Origin of the sequence: Pedobacter ghigonis (assembly GCF_903166585.1) — a bacterium.
Classification (GTDB): domain Bacteria; phylum Bacteroidota; class Bacteroidia; order Sphingobacteriales; family Sphingobacteriaceae; genus Pedobacter; species Pedobacter ghigonis.
Genome location: NZ_CAESCM010000008.1, coordinates 144,449 through 161,171, shown reverse-complemented (window position 1 = coordinate 161,171; position 16,723 = coordinate 144,449). Strand labels below are relative to the sequence as shown.

Genomic DNA, 16,723 nt, shown 5'->3' with positions numbered 1-16,723 from the left:
AAGGTGCTTTAGGATTCCCGTTTTCACGGGAATGACGGTCTGGGTTGGGTGATCTGCTATGGAAAATCCGTCGTAGGAAATCCGTTAAAGCGAATCCGTCCTTCCCAGCTTGCCTGGTAATCTTAATGCTTTGGCTAAGCTGGTATGTTGCATTACGATTCCCGTTTTCACGGGAATGACGATCGGGGTAGGCGATTTGTTATAGAAAATTTGCAGTAGAAAATCCTTTAAAGTGGATCCGTCTTTCCCAGCTTGCCTGGGAATCCTAATGCTTTGGCTAAGCTGGTATGGTGCTTTAGGGTTCCCGTTTTCACTGGAATGGCGGATCGGGGTAAGGTGATTTTTTATAGAGGATTTTCTATAGACAACCTGTCAAAACCTCGCTCTAACGCCTTAAACACCTATAATATGTCGATTAGCACAAAAGATATGAACGATAGCACAAAGCCAATTGGGGCATATAGCGTTCATTTGTAGCTATAATTCTAACCATAATATTCTATGCACAATTTTACATCTTTCTTCAGGGGTAACAAGCGAATGCTAATGCTTTTACTGTTGATTTTTACAAACGGATATCTTTTTGCACAGCAGGCTACCATTACCGGTGTTGTTAAATCGGCACCCGATAACCTAGGCATGCCCGGCGTAAGTATTCGTTTAAAAGGTACAGCAATTGCCACATCAACCGATGCACAGGGTAATTTCAGTATCAGGATTCCGGCAAAGGCAGGTATACTGGAGTTTACTTCTGTAGGCTACCAAACCAAGGAAATCCCGGTTACTAAAACCACTACTTTAACCGTAACCTTAACCGAGGATGCGGCAACATTAAACGATGTGGTGGTAATAGGTTACGGAACAACCCGAAAGCAAGACCTTACAGGCTCAGTAGCGGTTGTAGGTGTAAAGGACTTCCAGAAAGGGAGTATTACCACACCAGAGCAAATGTTATCGGGTAAAGTTTCGGGGGTAGCTATTACTTCTAACAGCGGTCAGCCGGGTAGTGGGAGCACCATCCGTATTCGTGGTGGTTCTTCGCTTAATGCAAGTAACGATCCTTTGTTTGTAATTGACGGCGTTCCATTAGAAAACGGTGGCGTTTCAGGCGCATCCAATCCATTGAGTTTCATCAATCCGAACGATATTGAAACATTTACCGTATTAAAAGATGCTTCAGCAGCCGCTATTTATGGTGCCAGGGCTGCAAATGGTGTCATTATCATAACGACCAAAAAGGGATTGGGCGATGGTTTAAAGGTAAGTTTCAATTCTGTTAATTCTGTTTCAAAAATTGTTAAACAGCTGGATGTGCTGAGTGCAGATCAAATCAGATCGATTGTGAATGCCAATGGTACTGCGGCGCAGAAAGCGCAATTGGGTGGTTTTAATACCAACTGGCAAGACTTGATTTATCAGGATGGGATTTCTACCGATAACAATATCAGCATTAGCGGCGGTATTAAAAAATTGCCTTATCGTTTATCTGTAGGTTATCAGAACCAAAGCGGTATACTAAGAACCGATCAGCTGGAAAAAAGATCGGCAGCATTTGTACTCAATCCACGCTTCTTTGATAATCATTTAAAAGTCGATATCAATTTAAAAGGAAGCATGCAGAAAACCCGTTTTGCCAATTCATCGGCTATTGATGGGGCAGTAAGTTTCGATCCTACTCAGGCTACTTATACCAATCGGGCCGACTACAATGGCTATTGGGAATGGCTCGACCCCACAACACCAACGGGCTTAGTTAATTTGGTAGGGCGTAACCCTGTCGGATTGCTCGAGCAACGCGAAGACCGTGCTAAACCTTTACGCAGTATCGGCAATATTCAGCTCGATTATCAATTCCACTTTTTTCCCGAACTGCATGCCAATTTTAATGCAGGTTACGATGTAGCATCGGGTAAAGGAACTGTTTATGTTGATCCTAATGCAGCAGAATCTATTTTAAGTAACGGGGTGAATAATCAGTACAAAACAAACAGGAGAAACACTGTTGTCGATTTTTACCTCAACTACATCAAAGAATTTAAATCGATAAAAAGCAGGATAGATGCAACGGCCGGTTATTCTTATAACGATTATTTAACTACGCAATATTTTTATCCCAGTTTCGATGCCAATGGCAATAAAGTGCCCAATTCAGATCCCGCTTTTGCTTTTAACAAGCCACAGTACCGCTTAATCTCTTATTTCGGGAGGTTAAATTACAATTACGATGAACGTTTTCTGTTAACGGCAACATTGCGCCGTGATGGTTCATCGCGTTTTGGACCAGCCTATAAATACGGCCTTTTTCCTTCGGTAGCATTGGCGTGGACCGTTAAAAACGAATCATTTTTAAAAGATATTAAAGCCATTTCGGCAATGAAACTACGCGCCAGCTATGGTATTACCGGTCAGCAGGATGGTATTGATAACTATGGCTATTTGTCTACTTACGGTTTGAGCTCGCTAAATGCACAATACCAGTTTGGCAATACTTTCTACCAGATGTACCGCCCAAGTGCCTACATTGCCAACATTAAATGGGAAGAAACCGCAACAGCGAATATTGGTTTGGATTTTGGCCTTTTCGATAACCGCATTACCGGTAGCCTGGATGTTTACCAGAAAAAAACAAGCGATTTACTGAACAGAATTCCGCAACCCGCTGGAACCAATTTTGCCGCCACAGCCATCGTGAATGTGGGCGATATGAAAAATGAAGGGGTAGAGCTTACCTTGAATTTTAATCCCGTTAAAGCAAAAGATTTCGACTGGAATTTCAGCTTCAATGCTACCTATAATAAAAACACCATTACCAATTTAACGGTTGTACCTAACGATCCAAATTATGCAGGTTTCCCAAGCGGTACCATTGCAGGTGGGGTAGGTGGACAGAATGCATTTATTAATGCGGTTGGCGGACCAAAAAATACCTTTAACCTTTTCGAGCAAGTGTACGATCAGGCGGGTAACCCAATTGAAGGCGTATATGTCGATCAGAATGGCGATGGTATTATCAGTCCGAGCGATTTTAAGAAAGGCAAACAAGCCGATCCAAAGGTGTTTTTAGGCTTTAGCAATAACCTGAGCTATAAAAAATGGAACTTGTCTTTCACCTTAAGGGCTAACCTGGGCAATTATGTGTACAACAATAACTTTAGCCAGAGCGGCAACCTGACACAGATTTTAGGTACAGCCATTATCTTAAACGGATCGCCAAACTACCTGACAACCAATTTTAAAGGGCAACAGTTGTTGAGCGATTACTATGTGCAGAATGCGGCTTTCCTGCGTATGGATAATGTAAACCTGGGTTATTCGTTTGGTCAGCTTTTTAAAAGCAAAGCCAGCCTGCAGCTTACCGGTAGTGTGCAGAATGTATTTGTGGTAACCAAATACAAAGGACTCGATCCTGAAGTAGCTTCTGGAGTAGATAACAACATCTATCCAAGACCCCGTGTATTCTCTTTAGGCTTAAACCTTAATTACTAAACAATGAACTGTTTAATCAAAAAATATATGAAACTACGTGTTTTACAATTAAGCACACTGGCTTGTATGGTATCTGTTTTATTGGCAGCATGCAACAAATTAGACCTTACACCAACCAACGATTTAACGGCTGATAAGGTTTATACTACCGCTGCGGGTTACAAGCAAGCGCTGGCTAAAGTTTACGGTGCTTTTGCACTTACCGGAAATGCATCTGTTGGCCAGCCCGATATTCCATCAGAAATTATCAAAGATGAAGGGAACTCTGATTTTTTAAGGCTGTACTGGAACTTACAGGAATTAACTACTGATGAAGCCGTGTGGTCGTGGAAAAATGATGCCGGTATTCAGGGGTTACACGAGCTGAGCTGGTCTTCTATCAATGCGATCATCAATGGATTGTATTACCGTTCTTTCTTTCAGATTACCCTGTGCAACGATTTTATCAACCAATCGTCGGATGATAACCTGAGCAAACGGGGCATAGTGGGGGCTGATGCAGATCAGGTGCGCAAATTCAGGGCCGAAGCGCGTTTTATCAGGGCTTACCAATATGCAGTACTGATGGACATTTACGGAAATCCGCCATTGGTAACCGAAACCACTGAAATTGGTGGCAAAGACCTTCCGAAGCAGATTCAGCGTAAAGATTTGTTTACTTATGTAGAAACGGAACTGAAAGCAATAGAAAATGAACTAAGTGCACCAAAAGCCAACGAGTATGGCAGGGCCGACAGGGCTGCAGACTGGGCTTTATTGAGTCGGATTTACCTCAATGCCGAAGTATATACCGGAACAGCCAGATATACCGATGCCATTACCTATTGCAATAAAATTACCGCTGCAGGCTATAGTTTGCATGGTAATTACCGCGAACTAACCATTGCCGATAACCACTTAAATACCGGCGAAAATATTTTTACCATAAATTACGATGGTACCAATACCCAGAATTACGGTGGTACAACTTATTTAATGCATGGGCCTGCAGGGGTGCCGGCTGATGTTTCGGGTTCGAACGGTAACTGGGGCGGTTTACGCATTACCCAGCAGTTTGTAAATCTTTTTGCCGATAAAACAGGCGCAACCGATACCAGGGCACAGTTTTACATGTCGGGACAGAACATAGAGATCAATGATCTTTACACCTCTACCGATGGTTATTCGAGTACCAAATACCGCAATAAAACCCGTTCGGGTGGCCCTGCACCACATCAGGATGTAGCCAAAGATTTTTCAGATATCGATTTCCCGTTGTTCCGCCTGGGCGAAACCTATTTAACCTATGCCGAAGCTGTGTTGCGTGGTGGCTCGGGTGGTAGTTTAACTACTGCGTTAGATTATGTGAACAAATTGCGTACCCGTGCCTACAATGGCAGTACAGCAGGTAACATTAGTTCGAGTGCTTTAACCACCGATTTTATTCTGGATGAACGCGGGCGTGAGCTTTGGTATGAAGCTTCGCGAAGAACAGATTTGATCCGCTTTGGCAAATTTACTACCGCTGCTTATTTGTGGGCCTGGAAAGGCGGGGTTAAAGCAGGTACGGCAGTAAACAGCAAGTATAATCTTTATCCACTGCCACCTACCGATCTTTCTGCCAATCCAAATCTACGTCAAAACACAGGTTATTAATTCAGCTTTAACAACATGAAAACGATATTTAAACTATTTGCGATTACCTTGCTTTTGGGCAGCATTTTGTTTGCCTGTAAAAAAGAAGCGAGCACCAATATTGTCAATCCGCCCAATTCAACTGCGCTGGCTTTCAAAAGCTCTGCCTCTGCAGTGGTTTTAACTGCGGCAAACGATGCAGAAAAAGTAGTTACCTTTAATTTTAAGGCCGCTAACTTTGGTGTAAGCATCATACCAACTTATTCTTTGGAGTTCGATTTGCCTTCAGATACCGTTGGTGCCAATGCATGGGCCAATGCCATTGTGGTAAAAATACCTGTGGGAACATTTGAAAAAGCCTATTTAGGTGCCGATTTAAATTCGCTGGCGGGTGTTCAGCTCAATCTGCCTACCGGAACAGTAAGTACATTGGCGGTACGCTTAAAGGCCGAGGTCACCCAAAACACCGGAACTGCATCAAGCATCAAACCAATTTATGCTACTTTAACCCTAACTGTTAACCCTTACAAGGCAACAATTGAATATCCTGCCTTGCTGGTTAAAGGCGGTAATTCATGGAAAACACCGGCAACAAGAACCAATGGCTTGCTATTAACCTCATCAAAATTCAATTCGAAATATGAAGGTTACCTGAATCTGCCCAATGCCGATGGCTGGGGAGGAGACGGATTTCAACTGGTATCGACAAAAGACGCAAGCAAAATTTATGGCTGGGGTACTTCGGCCACTACAATGAGCCTGGGTGGAGGCAATTTATGGCTTACACCGGCGCCAGCATACATGAAGGTAAATGTCGATGTAGACGCTTTAACCATTAGCTATACACCTGTTAAGTTCTTTATTTCGGGCGATGATAACGGATGGAGCACCTCATCAACCCCAATGGTTTATAACGCCGGTACCGGCAAATGGGTGGCGGCCAATGTAGCTTTAACCGCCGGAAAAACATTTGTTTTTACCTGTAATGGTGGCTACGACATCAGTTATAAAGTAGATGCCACTGGTGCCTTGGTTTATGCGGGTGCACCAACCTGGGGCGGTATCAATATTCCAGTGGCTAAAACAGGGGTATACACAGTTACTTTAGATTTAAGTGCCGGAGATGGAAATTATAGCTATTCAGTTAAATAAAATGATTATGTTAACGATAAAAAGTATAAAACAGATGAAATGTTTTGCATTAATTGCCTTATTAATTACAGCCAATGTAAGCTGCAAAAAAACGGTTAAAGGTGAAACACAGCTTTATCCCACACCCGATCCGGTAGGTACTTATGCTAAAGGCGCCGATGTAAGCTGGATTACCGAAATGGAAGCTGCCGGTAAAAAGTTCTACAATAATGCCGGCGAACAGCAGGACCTATTCAAAATATTGAAAGATAAAGGGATCAATACCATTCGCTTGCGGGTTTGGGTAAATCCAGCATCGGGTTACTGCAATACTGCCGATGTGCTGGCTAAAGCGAAGCGGGCAAAGGCAGCTAATATGCGTTTGCTGATCGATTTCCATTACAGCGATTCGTGGGCCGATCCGGGCCAGCAAAATAAACCAGCTGCATGGGCAACGCAGGATTTTGCCACATTAAAAACTTCGGTGTATAACCATACGGTGGAGGTATTAACGGTTTTGAAAAACAATAAAATTGTACCCGAATGGGCGCAGGTAGGCAACGAAACCAACAATGGTATGTTATGGAACGACGGAAAGGCATCGGTGAATATGAAAAACTTTGCTGATCTCGTAAGTGCTGGTTACAACGGGGTTAAATCCGTAGATCCTGCCATTAAAGTGGTGGTACATATTTCAAACGGATATGACAATGGCTTGTTCCGCTGGATTTTTGATGGATTGAAAAACAATGGCGCCAAATGGGATGTAGTGGGCATGTCTATGTACCCTGCGGCCAGCGATTGGTCGGCAAAAAATACGCAGTGTTTAACCAACATGACAGATATGGTTTCGCGTTACGGATCGGAAGTAATGATTTGTGAGCTGGGTATGCCCGTTACTGATGCTGCGGTATGTAGGGATTTTATTAAAGATTTAATGGCTAAGAATAAATCGCTGCCAAACAACAAAGGCCTCGGCGTTTTTTATTGGGAACCACAATCATACAACAGCTGGAATGGCTATAAGTTAGGCGCTTTTGATGACACAGGCAAACCAACCGTTGCCATGGATGCATTTTTGCCTTAATATAAAGTTGGGTTGGTCCGGAGTTGCAATCCGGATCATTAATAATGTTGGTCCAATGTTGGTCCGGATTTGTAATCCGGATCAATTAAAGACGGGATTTTAAATCCCGACTAACGAAAAACGAAAATCATCTATCTATTTATTTAAAGTAATTACCCTATCCATGTTCCTTTTAAGAAAAATATTTTTTACCATTTTAGCCCTTAACCTTTTTTATATCAGTGCTTTTGCACAGCGAACGGAGGTTTTGTTAGATGAAGGCTGGAAATTTTCGAAAGGGAATTTCCCCACAGCTGCCGAACCTGGTTTTAACGATACACGCTGGGAAACAGTAAGCGTACCACACGATTGGGCCATTAGCGGACCCTTTGATAAAGAAATTGATAAGCAGGTAACAGCAATTACCCAGAATAACGAAACCAAGGCAACCGAAAAAACAGGTCGCACAGGTGCTTTGCCTTACGTTGGCGAGGGCTGGTACAGAAAAAAGCTCAATTTGCCGGTAATTAAACCAAATCAAAAAGTTTTACTACAGATTGATGGTGCCATGAGCGAGCCACGCGTGTACCTGAATGGAAAGCTGGTAGGGCAGTGGAATTATGGCTACAACTATTTTTATATCGACATTACCAATGCGTTAAAAACGAACGATAACCTGTTGGCCATTCATTTACAAAATAAGCCAAAATCATCGCGCTGGTACCCCGGTGCCGGTTTGTACCGCAATGTGCACCTCATTATCAAATCAGATCAAAGTATCGATCAGTGGGGCATTACCGTAACTACACCTGTTATTAAAAAAGAATTTGCCAAGGTGAATATCAAAACCAAATTAGCGGGTAAAAACATACGCCTGGTAACACAGATATTAGATAGTGTAGGCCATCAGGTGGCTCTTGATACGGCGAAATCAATTTTCGGTAGCGAAGCAGAGCAAAATATAGCCGTAACAAATCCACATTTGTGGAGCCCCGAAAGCCCATACCTGTACACCGCAGTTTCGACAGTTTACGAGGGGAGTGTGCCCAAAGATGTGGTGCGTACCAGGTTCGGGATCAGGGAAATTAAGTACACTGCTGGTCTTGGCTTTAGCCTGAACGGGAAAGTGCGCAAGTTTAAAGGCGTTTGTTTGCATCACGATTTAGGGCCGCTGGGTACGGCCATTAATACGGCGGCGCTTAAACGACAACTCACTATTTTAAAGGAAATGGGTTGCGATGCCATCAGAAGTTCGCACAATATGCCTTCGCCAGAGCAACTGGAGCTTTGCGATGAAATGGGTTTTATGTTCCTGGCCGAAAGTTTCGATGAATGGGCAAAAGCCAAGGTAGAAAACGGTTATCACCTGTATTTCAATACCGATGCAGAAAAAGATATCGTTAACCTGGTGCAGGCAACCAAAAACCATGCTTGTATTGTAATGTGGAGCTCAGGTAACGAAGTGCCCGACCAGTTTGGTGCCGAAGGAGTAAAAAGAGCGAAATGGCTGCAGGAGATTTTCCACCGCGAAGATCCAACCCGACCAGTAACAGTGGGTATGGATCAGGTTAAAGCCACCATGCAATCGGGTTTTGGCGCTTTGATGGATATTCCGGGTTTAAATTACCGCGTACATCTTTACGAAGAAGCAAATAAAGTATTTCCACAGGGATTTATCCTGGGCTCAGAAACAGCTTCAACTGTAAGTTCAAGAGGGATATATAAATTTCCGGTTGTAAAAGGATTTGATAAACAATATCCTGATTTTCAATCCTCATCCTATGATTTGGAATATTGCAGCTGGTCTAACGTACCTGATGATGATTTTGTATTGCAGGACGATAAACCATGGGTAATAGGAGAGTTTGTTTGGACAGGTTTCGATTACCTGGGCGAACCTACGCCTTACGACAGCAGCTGGCCATCAAGAAGTTCCTATTTTGGGATTTCTGACCTTGCAGGTTTGCCTAAAGACCGTTACTATTTGTACAGAAGCCGGTGGAACACCACAAAACCAACCCTGCACTTGCTGCCACATTGGAACTGGGAGGGAAGAACAGGAGAAACCACTCCGGTTTTTGTGTACACCAGTTATGATAGTGCCGAACTGTTTTTAAACGGTAAAAGCCTTGGTGTGCGTAAAAAAGACAAATCGACACCTCAAAACCGTTACCGCCTGATGTGGATGGATGTTAAGTACGAGCCAGGCACATTAAAAGTAGTTGCTTTGGATAGCAATGGGAAGCCAGTAGCCGAAGAACAGATCACCACGGCAGGTAAACCGTATAAAATTGTGCTAACACCCGATAGAAAGGAAATAAAAGCAGACGGTAAAGATTTATCTTTTGTAACCGTTTCGATAGTGGATAAAAATGGAAATCCTTGCCCTACAGCAAGCGATCAGTTAAACTTTGAAGTAAGCGGGGCAGGTGTGTTTAAGGCTGCTTGCAATGGCGATGCAACTTCGCTCGAGTCGTTTGTAAAACCTACCATGAAACTTTTTAGTGGCAAACTGGTAGTGGTGGTGCAGGCCGGTAAAAAAGGCGGACCAATAAAACTAAACGTGAAGGGCAAAACTTTAAAGAGCGAGTCTTTGGAGATTGTTGCTGTAAGATAAAAAAGCTTTTATCCGGGATGATGATACTGTCCTGTAATCGTTGTCCCGGCATAGCTAAATGCAAACCCTTAGGCAACCAGCCTGTTATTTGCAGTACTTTAAGTTGAAATGATTAGGCTTTTGTAAAAATAAAGTGAGCGCACAATTTCTGCTGCATTTTAGGGTTTAATGGTAAAGGTTTTAATTTGAAAACTGAATGTATAGGTGCTGTTACAATTCACCACCATTCAGATAATTTTTTAAATTAGCATATATTAAAAAAAACCTGATAGCTTATGGAAAAACTTAAAGAAGAAACCAAAATCAAAGCTTTCTTAAGCAGGATAAAAACAGAATGGCCCGGAATAGTGGAGCGTTTTGAATTCAAAACAAAAAGTGTAATCTATGTTCACTTAAAAGAAGGTGTATCCAGCATGGATTTTCTGGGTAAACTTTCACGACAGGTTGAACGTTTTGTAGATTTTACCATGCCCATTATCCTTTATCACATTGAAAGCGATGGCATGAATTTAAGATCGCATCCAATTAATTGGTATTCATCTCTTGCACAAAGAAAGGCTAGATAATCGTATTTTAGGATGCAATTGGGCTGATTTTTTAGTCGAAGGTGTAAAGATAAGCTTTACAGTTGTGAAACTTTTTGCGCATTATTATCAATTTTATTTGCTTGTAATTTTGGTTTTTGGGTTTTAATCCTATTTTTGGGTCTTTAAATTTAAAAACATCCAGTATAATGAAAAACGGAACAGTAAAATTTTTTAACTCAGAAAAAGGCTTTGGCTTCATTAAAGAAGAAAGCGGAACTGAGATTTTTGTGCATGCATCAGGCCTGATTGACGAAATCAGAGAAAATGATACAGTTGAATATGAAGTTCAAGAAGGCAAAAAAGGCCTTAATGCAGTGAAAGTAAGAGTTGTATAATTCTTCCCCTAAAAAGATTTTGAGCAGGATTTAGTCCTGCTTTTTTTTTGCCTTATTTTTTTGATTATACACTTCCTTGTTCACATTACAGGCTTATGCTGTTGTTCAGAAAATGAATGAGGCCGGTTGAAAAAAAATCGTGCTCATTTTTAACGAATTACCTTTTTTAACACTTTCTGAAGGGCTTTGCATAGTTGTTTTCTGGATTGGATTTTTATTTTTGTTACTGTCGATACAGTCGGCCGGAACCAGAAAAACTAAATATTTTTGCAACTTTCTATTTTTTCAGCATCTACGCCTGCCACATACAATAAACGTCTGGATGAAGGCACTTTTATGGCCGCCGCACAATTTGTGATGGCGCTTAATTTTGCAACAGAATTTGAACTTTTAAGCCTTTCGGCTATGAACGTACAGGCGGCCAATAAAAAAGGCGGACTCGTATTTGTAAGAAACGGAAAGCTGAAAATGCACCCTGAGATTTACGATCACCTTGCACTTATATCCATATCTTCTATCTGCGCTTCCAGTGTTTATGCTCACGGGCTCGATAAAATTTCGACCGAAATTATACAGCTGCCTTACAGTGATGGTTTGCTGGATGTTAAGGGAGCGGAAGAAGATTATATGTCGTTTAAGCGTTTATGTAGCCCCGTTTGCAGGTTTTTCTTACTTCACCCTAAAAAAGTGCAGTGGTCGGCAATTTTGGTCGCATTCAGGTTCTTTTTAATGGATGGCATTTGGGATGTGGTTGCTTTTGTAGCTAAAGCCATTCATCAGGCCGATGCCGATGTATGTTCGTGCGCACAACTGTTAGATGAAATGCAAAAGCAGGACTGGTATTCCGATTTTGCGGCATCTCTTCAAAATTTTCACCAATCCAGGTATCCTTTAAGCAAAGCCAGCTTAACGGCCGAGCTTCCTGAAATGGCTTAATTGAGGCTATTTTAAATAGTTTTCGAGCATCTCAACAATAGGCTCTTCTATTGCCCTGTTGCCCATGTTATTCAGTTTCTGCTGCGAAGAATTGTGTTTTTCAATATAGGTGGCTTCGGTTTTGTTGAATTTTAGATAACCCTGTTCAAAATAACGTTCCTCTATCTCCGAAGAAGAATCAAGCGAACGGAACCATAATTTGATCAATGAGCCTGTCATTTTATCAAAATAAAGCCAGTGATAAGTTGCCTCTGCATCTGCATTTGGAGGTAAATCAAGACGTTGTATTTCTAGGATAACTGTTTCTGAATTTTGGAAGAAGTATAAAACCTTGTATTTAGCCGACATGTGGGCAAAAATAAGACTTAATTTTTGATCAGAAAAGGGAATTATGTTGTTTAGATTGAATTAAGATTAAGACACTTTTTGTATAAAAATACAGATTGCCTGGTAATGAGGAGGGTACTGGCCTGATTAAGGTTTAAGGTGGAAGGTTTAGGGTTCGCCGAAGAAGCTTGAAGGTCAAATGTTTAAGCTTTAAGCTCATTTACATGTTTCATTACGATTAGCTTCGCTGAGCACTCCGTGGTTCCCGCCTACGCGGGAACGATAGTCCTCTTATATTAATTGAATACTTTACACCACCTTAGACACCTTAGTGCACCTTAGTTTTTAGCGTCCGCCTGCGCGGGAATGACGATCGCCTTATATGTACTTATTTGTCTATATGGTTAATTATTCCTGTTAGGCCTTGGTAACATTTGTATGTTTCATTACGATTAGCTTCGCTGAGCACTCCGTGGTTCCTGCCTGCACGGGAATGACGGGCCACTTTCCCCTTATATGTACTTATTTGTCTATATGGTCAATTATTCCTGTTTGGCCTGGATAGGATTTACATGTTTCATTAGGATTAGCTTCGCTGAGCACTCCGTGGTTCCCGCCTTCGCGGGATGACGATCACCTTATATGTACTTAGGTGTCTTAGATGGTAAATTTAAGCGCATTAATGCTTTTCGCCTTTAATTACTTTGAACAAATGAAAAACATGTGGAAATAAAACATCCATACTTTCTTCTACACCATTTTTGGAGCCTGGAAAGGTAATTACAAGCGTTTGACCAATAAAACCTGCTACACCACGCGAAAGCATTGCATAAGGCATGCGCTCTTGCCCGTAATGGCGTGCAGTTTCCATAATGCCCGCTATAGGTCTGTCAATTAAAGGCAAAATGGCTTCAGGGGTAACATCACGTGGCGAGAGACCAGTGCCTCCGGTAAAGATCAGCAACTGGTAGCCTGCATTGCTTAGTTCAGTGGCTTTATCGGCTATGGCTTTAACTTCATCCGGTACGATTTCATACTTTTCGGTATCAATACCAAACTGTTCGAGACGTGCAATAATAGCTTTGCCCGAGCTGTCTTGCGCTTTGTTCTCATAAACCGAATCAGAACAAACTACAACTGCGGCCTTAATTTCAGGAAACCGTGCATTTTTAAGATCTGATTTGCCCCCCGATTTTTTAAGCAGCTTAATATTGGCTATTTCAACACCTTTATCAATCGGTTTAAGCATATCGTACATGGTTAATGCCGCAACAGAAGCACCATGCATGGCTTCAACTTCAACTCCGGTTTTATAAACGGTATGTACTTCAACGGTAATAATTACCTCCAGATCGATGATCTCGTAGGTAATAGCGGTATACTCTACCGGGAGCGGGTGGCAATCGGGAATAACATCACTGGTTTTTTTTACGCCAAAGAGTCCGGCAGCACGTGCAAATTCGAATACATCGCCTTTGGGTATTTTGCGTTGCTCAATGGCATCGATGGTTTCCTGCTTCGATACTTTTACACTAGCACAGGCAATGGCAATCCTTAAACTGTTTGATTTTTTTGTGATGTTAACCATATTAAATATTTTCTTTCCACTGGTGGGTTTCGTCTTCAAATATTTCTTTGCCCCAAACCGGTAACTCTGCTTTTAAGCGCTCTACCACTTCGCAACAGGCATCAATTGCAGGTTTGCGGTGTGCAGAAGAGGTAAATACAAACAGGCAGATTTCGCCAGCCTTAATGTTACCCAAACTGTGGTAAACGTGCATACAGTTAAGCGGGTATTTTGCAAAAACAGCTTCCCTTATTTCGTGCATTTTTTCAAGAGCAAGGGGTTCGTAAGTGGTATATTCGATTGCAGCAACAAGTTTGCCGCCTATTTCATCTTTTCTTACCTGCCCCATAAAAATACTGTGGCCACCAATACCCGTTTTACTGCTGTGTTTTGCAATGCTATCGGCAATAAAGGCCGGTTCTATTTTGCCCTGTACAAATATGTTTTTGATCTTCTTTTCGCTCATGTTAAGGTCTGATAAAATAATCTCTCCATTTAACAATGCCGCCTTTTAAGCTGTATATTTTTTTAGCGTTACCAAATTTCTCCTGTAATGCTTCGGCAGCGGCAACACTTCTAATACCATGCTGACAAATTAAAACCACATGTTTTTGCGAAAATCCTTTGGTTATAAAGTTGGCCAATTCAGACATGGGCACTTGTGTAAAAATCTGTTTATCCAGTACTGGTACCTCATGTTTTTCACGCACATCGATCAGTATTACCGATTCTTGTTGTCTGAGTTTGCTGAGCGTTGCAGTATCTATCTCTTCGTATCCGTGGGGAGCTTCGCAGGTATCCTGATATTCCATAGTTAAAAATTCAGCAACGGTTTTAGGCAAAATATAGTTATTGGTCTGACTGATGCTGATAATGTATTGCTGGTGTGTAAGTAAATTGTAGTTAAGTATTTTATTGCGCAGCGACTGGCCGGTTTTGGTAATCAGTTTAATCGTTTCGGCTGCTGCCATCGTACCAATTATACCCGGTAAAACTCCTAAAACGCCATTTTCTGCACAATTTGGAATTTCGCCCTTGCCTGGCGGTACCGGAAAGATATCACGGTAATTGGTACTCCCGGCTAAATTATCAGCCGCATTAAATATGGCCAGCTGACCTTCAAAACCCGAAACTGCCGCAAATATTAAAGGTTTGCTGAGCAGGGCGCATGCATCGTTAATCAGGTATCTCGATTCAAAATTATCGGTCCCATCCAGAATATAATCGTAGCGGGATAAAATATCGAGGATATTGCCTTTCTGCAGGCGGATAGGGTGGGTAACAATCCCAATCTGTGGATTCATTTCCTGCAACCTTTTTGCCGCTACTTCTGTTTTTAATTTTCCGATATCGGCAGTGGTAAACAAGATCTGGCGGTGCAGGTTAGATAAGGATACCGTATCATCATCCACAATCCCTAAATGGCCAATGCCGGCTGCGGCAAGGTATTGCAACGCCGGACAGCCCAGTCCGCCGGCACCAATAACCAGCACCTTTGCTTTTAACAGCTGCTGCTGTGCCGCTTCGCCAAATCCTTTCAGAATAATCTGCCTGTTGTATCGTTCTGCACTCATTTTATTATCCTCCTGAAAAGGGCGGCATGATGGCCAATATATCTTTATGGTTAACTGCGCTGTTCTCCTGCACCAGGTGGTTGTTTAACGCAAATTTGTATTTAATGTCTTTCAGCTTCGGAAACAGCGTTTCCAAATGTATTTTTAACGTATCGGTATCGGCAATTTCAGCGATATCAATTTTTTGATTGCCGATAAATTCTGCAATCTTTCCAAAGCTGATGATTTCAATTTCCATGGCGCTAATTTACCTGTAAGATGTTGATTTTGCTCAATCCTTTTACAAATCGCCTGCCAGTGGCAAAATCACTTGGCGTAATGATGGCAATAATACCTTTTTCAGCTTTGGCCGCATGGGTGTCATAACTGGTTAAAACGAGTAACTGGTTCCCGGTTGGGGAGTTAAAAATCTCGTTCCACGAATATACTACCTTATAATTATCAGTCGCGGTAAATACCAGATAAAATTCACTCAGTTTTTTAGGCGAATCGGTATCGATTTCTACTTTGGCCAGAATATCTTTTAAAAGCACTCCTTTAACATTTTTAATACTGCCTTTGTGCTGCATTAAATGGTTGAAAACAGTAATACTGTCGAAACTAACAGTCTTGTATTGCTTTAAATCGGCCAGGTTAACAGTTAAGGTACGTTTAACCTTGCCTTCAATTGTAAATTGTTTACTTTCCTGAGCCTTAGCTGTAAAAGTGCCAAAAATTAAGGCGATCAATAAATATTTCATCTTAAGCATGGGTAAATAGCAGTTTATAAGCAGCTAAGGCTAATACACAAGCCAACACATTTTTTAATACAGTTTGCGGGAATTTTAGTGCACCAAAATAAGCTCCACAAATACCACCCGCAAAGGCAACGCCTACATAAGCGAGCATGTGGCTGTTAAATTCAAAACCTTTAATTAACTGGCCACCCAAACCTGAAACGGAATTTACAAAAATGAAAGCTGCACTAATGGCTGCGGTTTGTTTCTGATCGGTCCATTTTAACAACAACAATATCGGCGAGAGGATGATACCGCCACCAATACCAATCATGCCCGATAACAGGCCGATAATGCCACCAATGGCCAGTGATAAAGGAACGTTTGAAGGTTTGAAATCTTTGGGATCGGTATTTTTAAAGAAGAAAAAACGGATTACCGGAATGAGCAGAAGTACCCCCAATATTTTTTTATAGATGGAACTTTCAATGGCCATCATACCCCCCACAAAAGATAGCGGGATGGAAGCCAGGGCAAATGGCCAAAAGGTTTTCCATTTAAAATGGCCGCCACGGTAAAACTGGATAAAGGAGGTAGAAGAAACAAAAAGGTTAAGCAGCAGCGCGGTGGGTTTCATAACAGCCGGCGAAATGGCGAAAATGGCCATTAAGGCCAGATAGCCGCTGGCACCACCATGACCTACCGAAGCATATAAAAAGGCAACAATGAACAGTAAACAGTAAAAAAGGATTAAGCTCTCTTGCATG

At 41.9% G+C, this 16,723-nt stretch carries 15 protein-coding genes; 8 read left to right on the top strand and 7 right to left on the bottom strand.

The window, feature by feature from the left end; genetic code table 11:
* Positions 1 to 501: 501 nt before the first annotated feature.
* From HWV58_RS13240 to HWV58_RS13205, 8 genes are all read left to right on the top strand, one after another.
* Positions 502 to 3,486: a SusC/RagA family TonB-linked outer membrane protein gene (locus tag HWV58_RS13240; protein ID WP_175634558.1), complete on the top strand. Its 2,985-nt coding sequence runs from the start codon at positions 502 to 504 to the stop codon at positions 3,484 to 3,486.
* A 27-nt stretch (positions 3,487 to 3,513) separates the two neighbouring features.
* Positions 3,514 to 5,121 (top strand): RagB/SusD family nutrient uptake outer membrane protein, encoded by a 1,608-nt coding sequence (locus HWV58_RS13235; RefSeq protein ID WP_175634557.1) that lies wholly within the window; start codon positions 3,514 to 3,516, stop codon positions 5,119 to 5,121.
* A gap of 15 nt (positions 5,122 to 5,136) precedes the next feature.
* Entirely contained in the window at positions 5,137 to 6,252 is a 1,116-nt protein-coding gene (locus HWV58_RS13230) for a SusE domain-containing protein (RefSeq protein ID WP_175634556.1), read from the top strand.
* Between the two features lie 7 nt (positions 6,253 to 6,259).
* Positions 6,260 to 7,318, top strand: a complete 1,059-nt coding sequence (locus HWV58_RS13225; RefSeq protein ID WP_235972727.1) for a glycoside hydrolase family 53 protein — start codon at positions 6,260 to 6,262, stop codon at positions 7,316 to 7,318.
* 163 nt (positions 7,319 to 7,481) lie between these two features.
* On the top strand, positions 7,482 to 9,914 hold the full coding sequence (locus HWV58_RS13220) for a DUF4982 domain-containing protein (RefSeq protein WP_175634555.1): 2,433 nt from the start codon (positions 7,482 to 7,484) through the stop codon (positions 9,912 to 9,914).
* A 275-nt stretch (positions 9,915 to 10,189) separates the two neighbouring features.
* Positions 10,190 to 10,480, top strand: a complete 291-nt coding sequence (locus HWV58_RS13215; protein WP_175634554.1) for a hypothetical protein — start codon at positions 10,190 to 10,192, stop codon at positions 10,478 to 10,480.
* Between the two features lie 167 nt (positions 10,481 to 10,647).
* Positions 10,648 to 10,836, top strand: coding sequence for a cold-shock protein (locus HWV58_RS13210; RefSeq protein ID WP_124561219.1), 189 nt, complete (start codon positions 10,648 to 10,650; stop codon positions 10,834 to 10,836).
* Between the two features lie 267 nt (positions 10,837 to 11,103).
* Positions 11,104 to 11,772, top strand: coding sequence for a hypothetical protein (locus HWV58_RS13205; RefSeq protein WP_175634553.1), 669 nt, complete (start codon positions 11,104 to 11,106; stop codon positions 11,770 to 11,772).
* A gap of 6 nt (positions 11,773 to 11,778) precedes the next feature.
* On the opposite strand, the gene HWV58_RS13200 is transcribed toward HWV58_RS13205, so the two are convergent.
* The 7 genes from HWV58_RS13200 to HWV58_RS13170 all read right to left on the bottom strand — a co-directional run bounded on the left by HWV58_RS13200 (position 11,779) and on the right by HWV58_RS13170 (position 16,722).
* The gene (locus HWV58_RS13200; protein WP_175634552.1) at positions 11,779 to 12,120 is read right to left on the bottom strand and encodes a hypothetical protein; all 342 of its coding nucleotides are present in this window, start codon (positions 12,118 to 12,120) and stop codon (positions 11,779 to 11,781) included.
* A gap of 658 nt (positions 12,121 to 12,778) precedes the next feature.
* The gene (gene moaCB, locus HWV58_RS13195; protein WP_175634551.1) at positions 12,779 to 13,687 is read right to left on the bottom strand and encodes a bifunctional molybdenum cofactor biosynthesis protein MoaC/MoaB; all 909 of its coding nucleotides are present in this window, start codon (positions 13,685 to 13,687) and stop codon (positions 12,779 to 12,781) included.
* 1 nt (position 13,688) lies between these two features.
* Positions 13,689 to 14,132, bottom strand: coding sequence for a molybdenum cofactor biosynthesis protein MoaE (locus tag HWV58_RS13190; protein ID WP_175634550.1), 444 nt, complete (start codon positions 14,130 to 14,132; stop codon positions 13,689 to 13,691).
* Between the two features lies 1 nt (position 14,133).
* Positions 14,134 to 15,240, bottom strand: a complete 1,107-nt coding sequence (locus tag HWV58_RS13185; protein ID WP_175634549.1) for a ThiF family adenylyltransferase — start codon at positions 15,238 to 15,240, stop codon at positions 14,134 to 14,136.
* Positions 15,241 to 15,244: 4 nt separating this feature from the next.
* Complete coding sequence (locus HWV58_RS13180; protein ID WP_175634548.1) at positions 15,245 to 15,478, bottom strand: MoaD/ThiS family protein; 234 nt, start codon at positions 15,476 to 15,478, stop codon at positions 15,245 to 15,247.
* A gap of 4 nt (positions 15,479 to 15,482) precedes the next feature.
* Complete coding sequence (locus tag HWV58_RS13175; protein ID WP_175634547.1) at positions 15,483 to 15,980, bottom strand: molybdopterin-binding protein; 498 nt, start codon at positions 15,978 to 15,980, stop codon at positions 15,483 to 15,485.
* Between the two features lies 1 nt (position 15,981).
* Positions 15,982 to 16,722, bottom strand: coding sequence for a sulfite exporter TauE/SafE family protein (locus tag HWV58_RS13170; RefSeq protein WP_175634546.1), 741 nt, complete (start codon positions 16,720 to 16,722; stop codon positions 15,982 to 15,984).
* Position 16,723 lies beyond the last annotated feature (1 nt).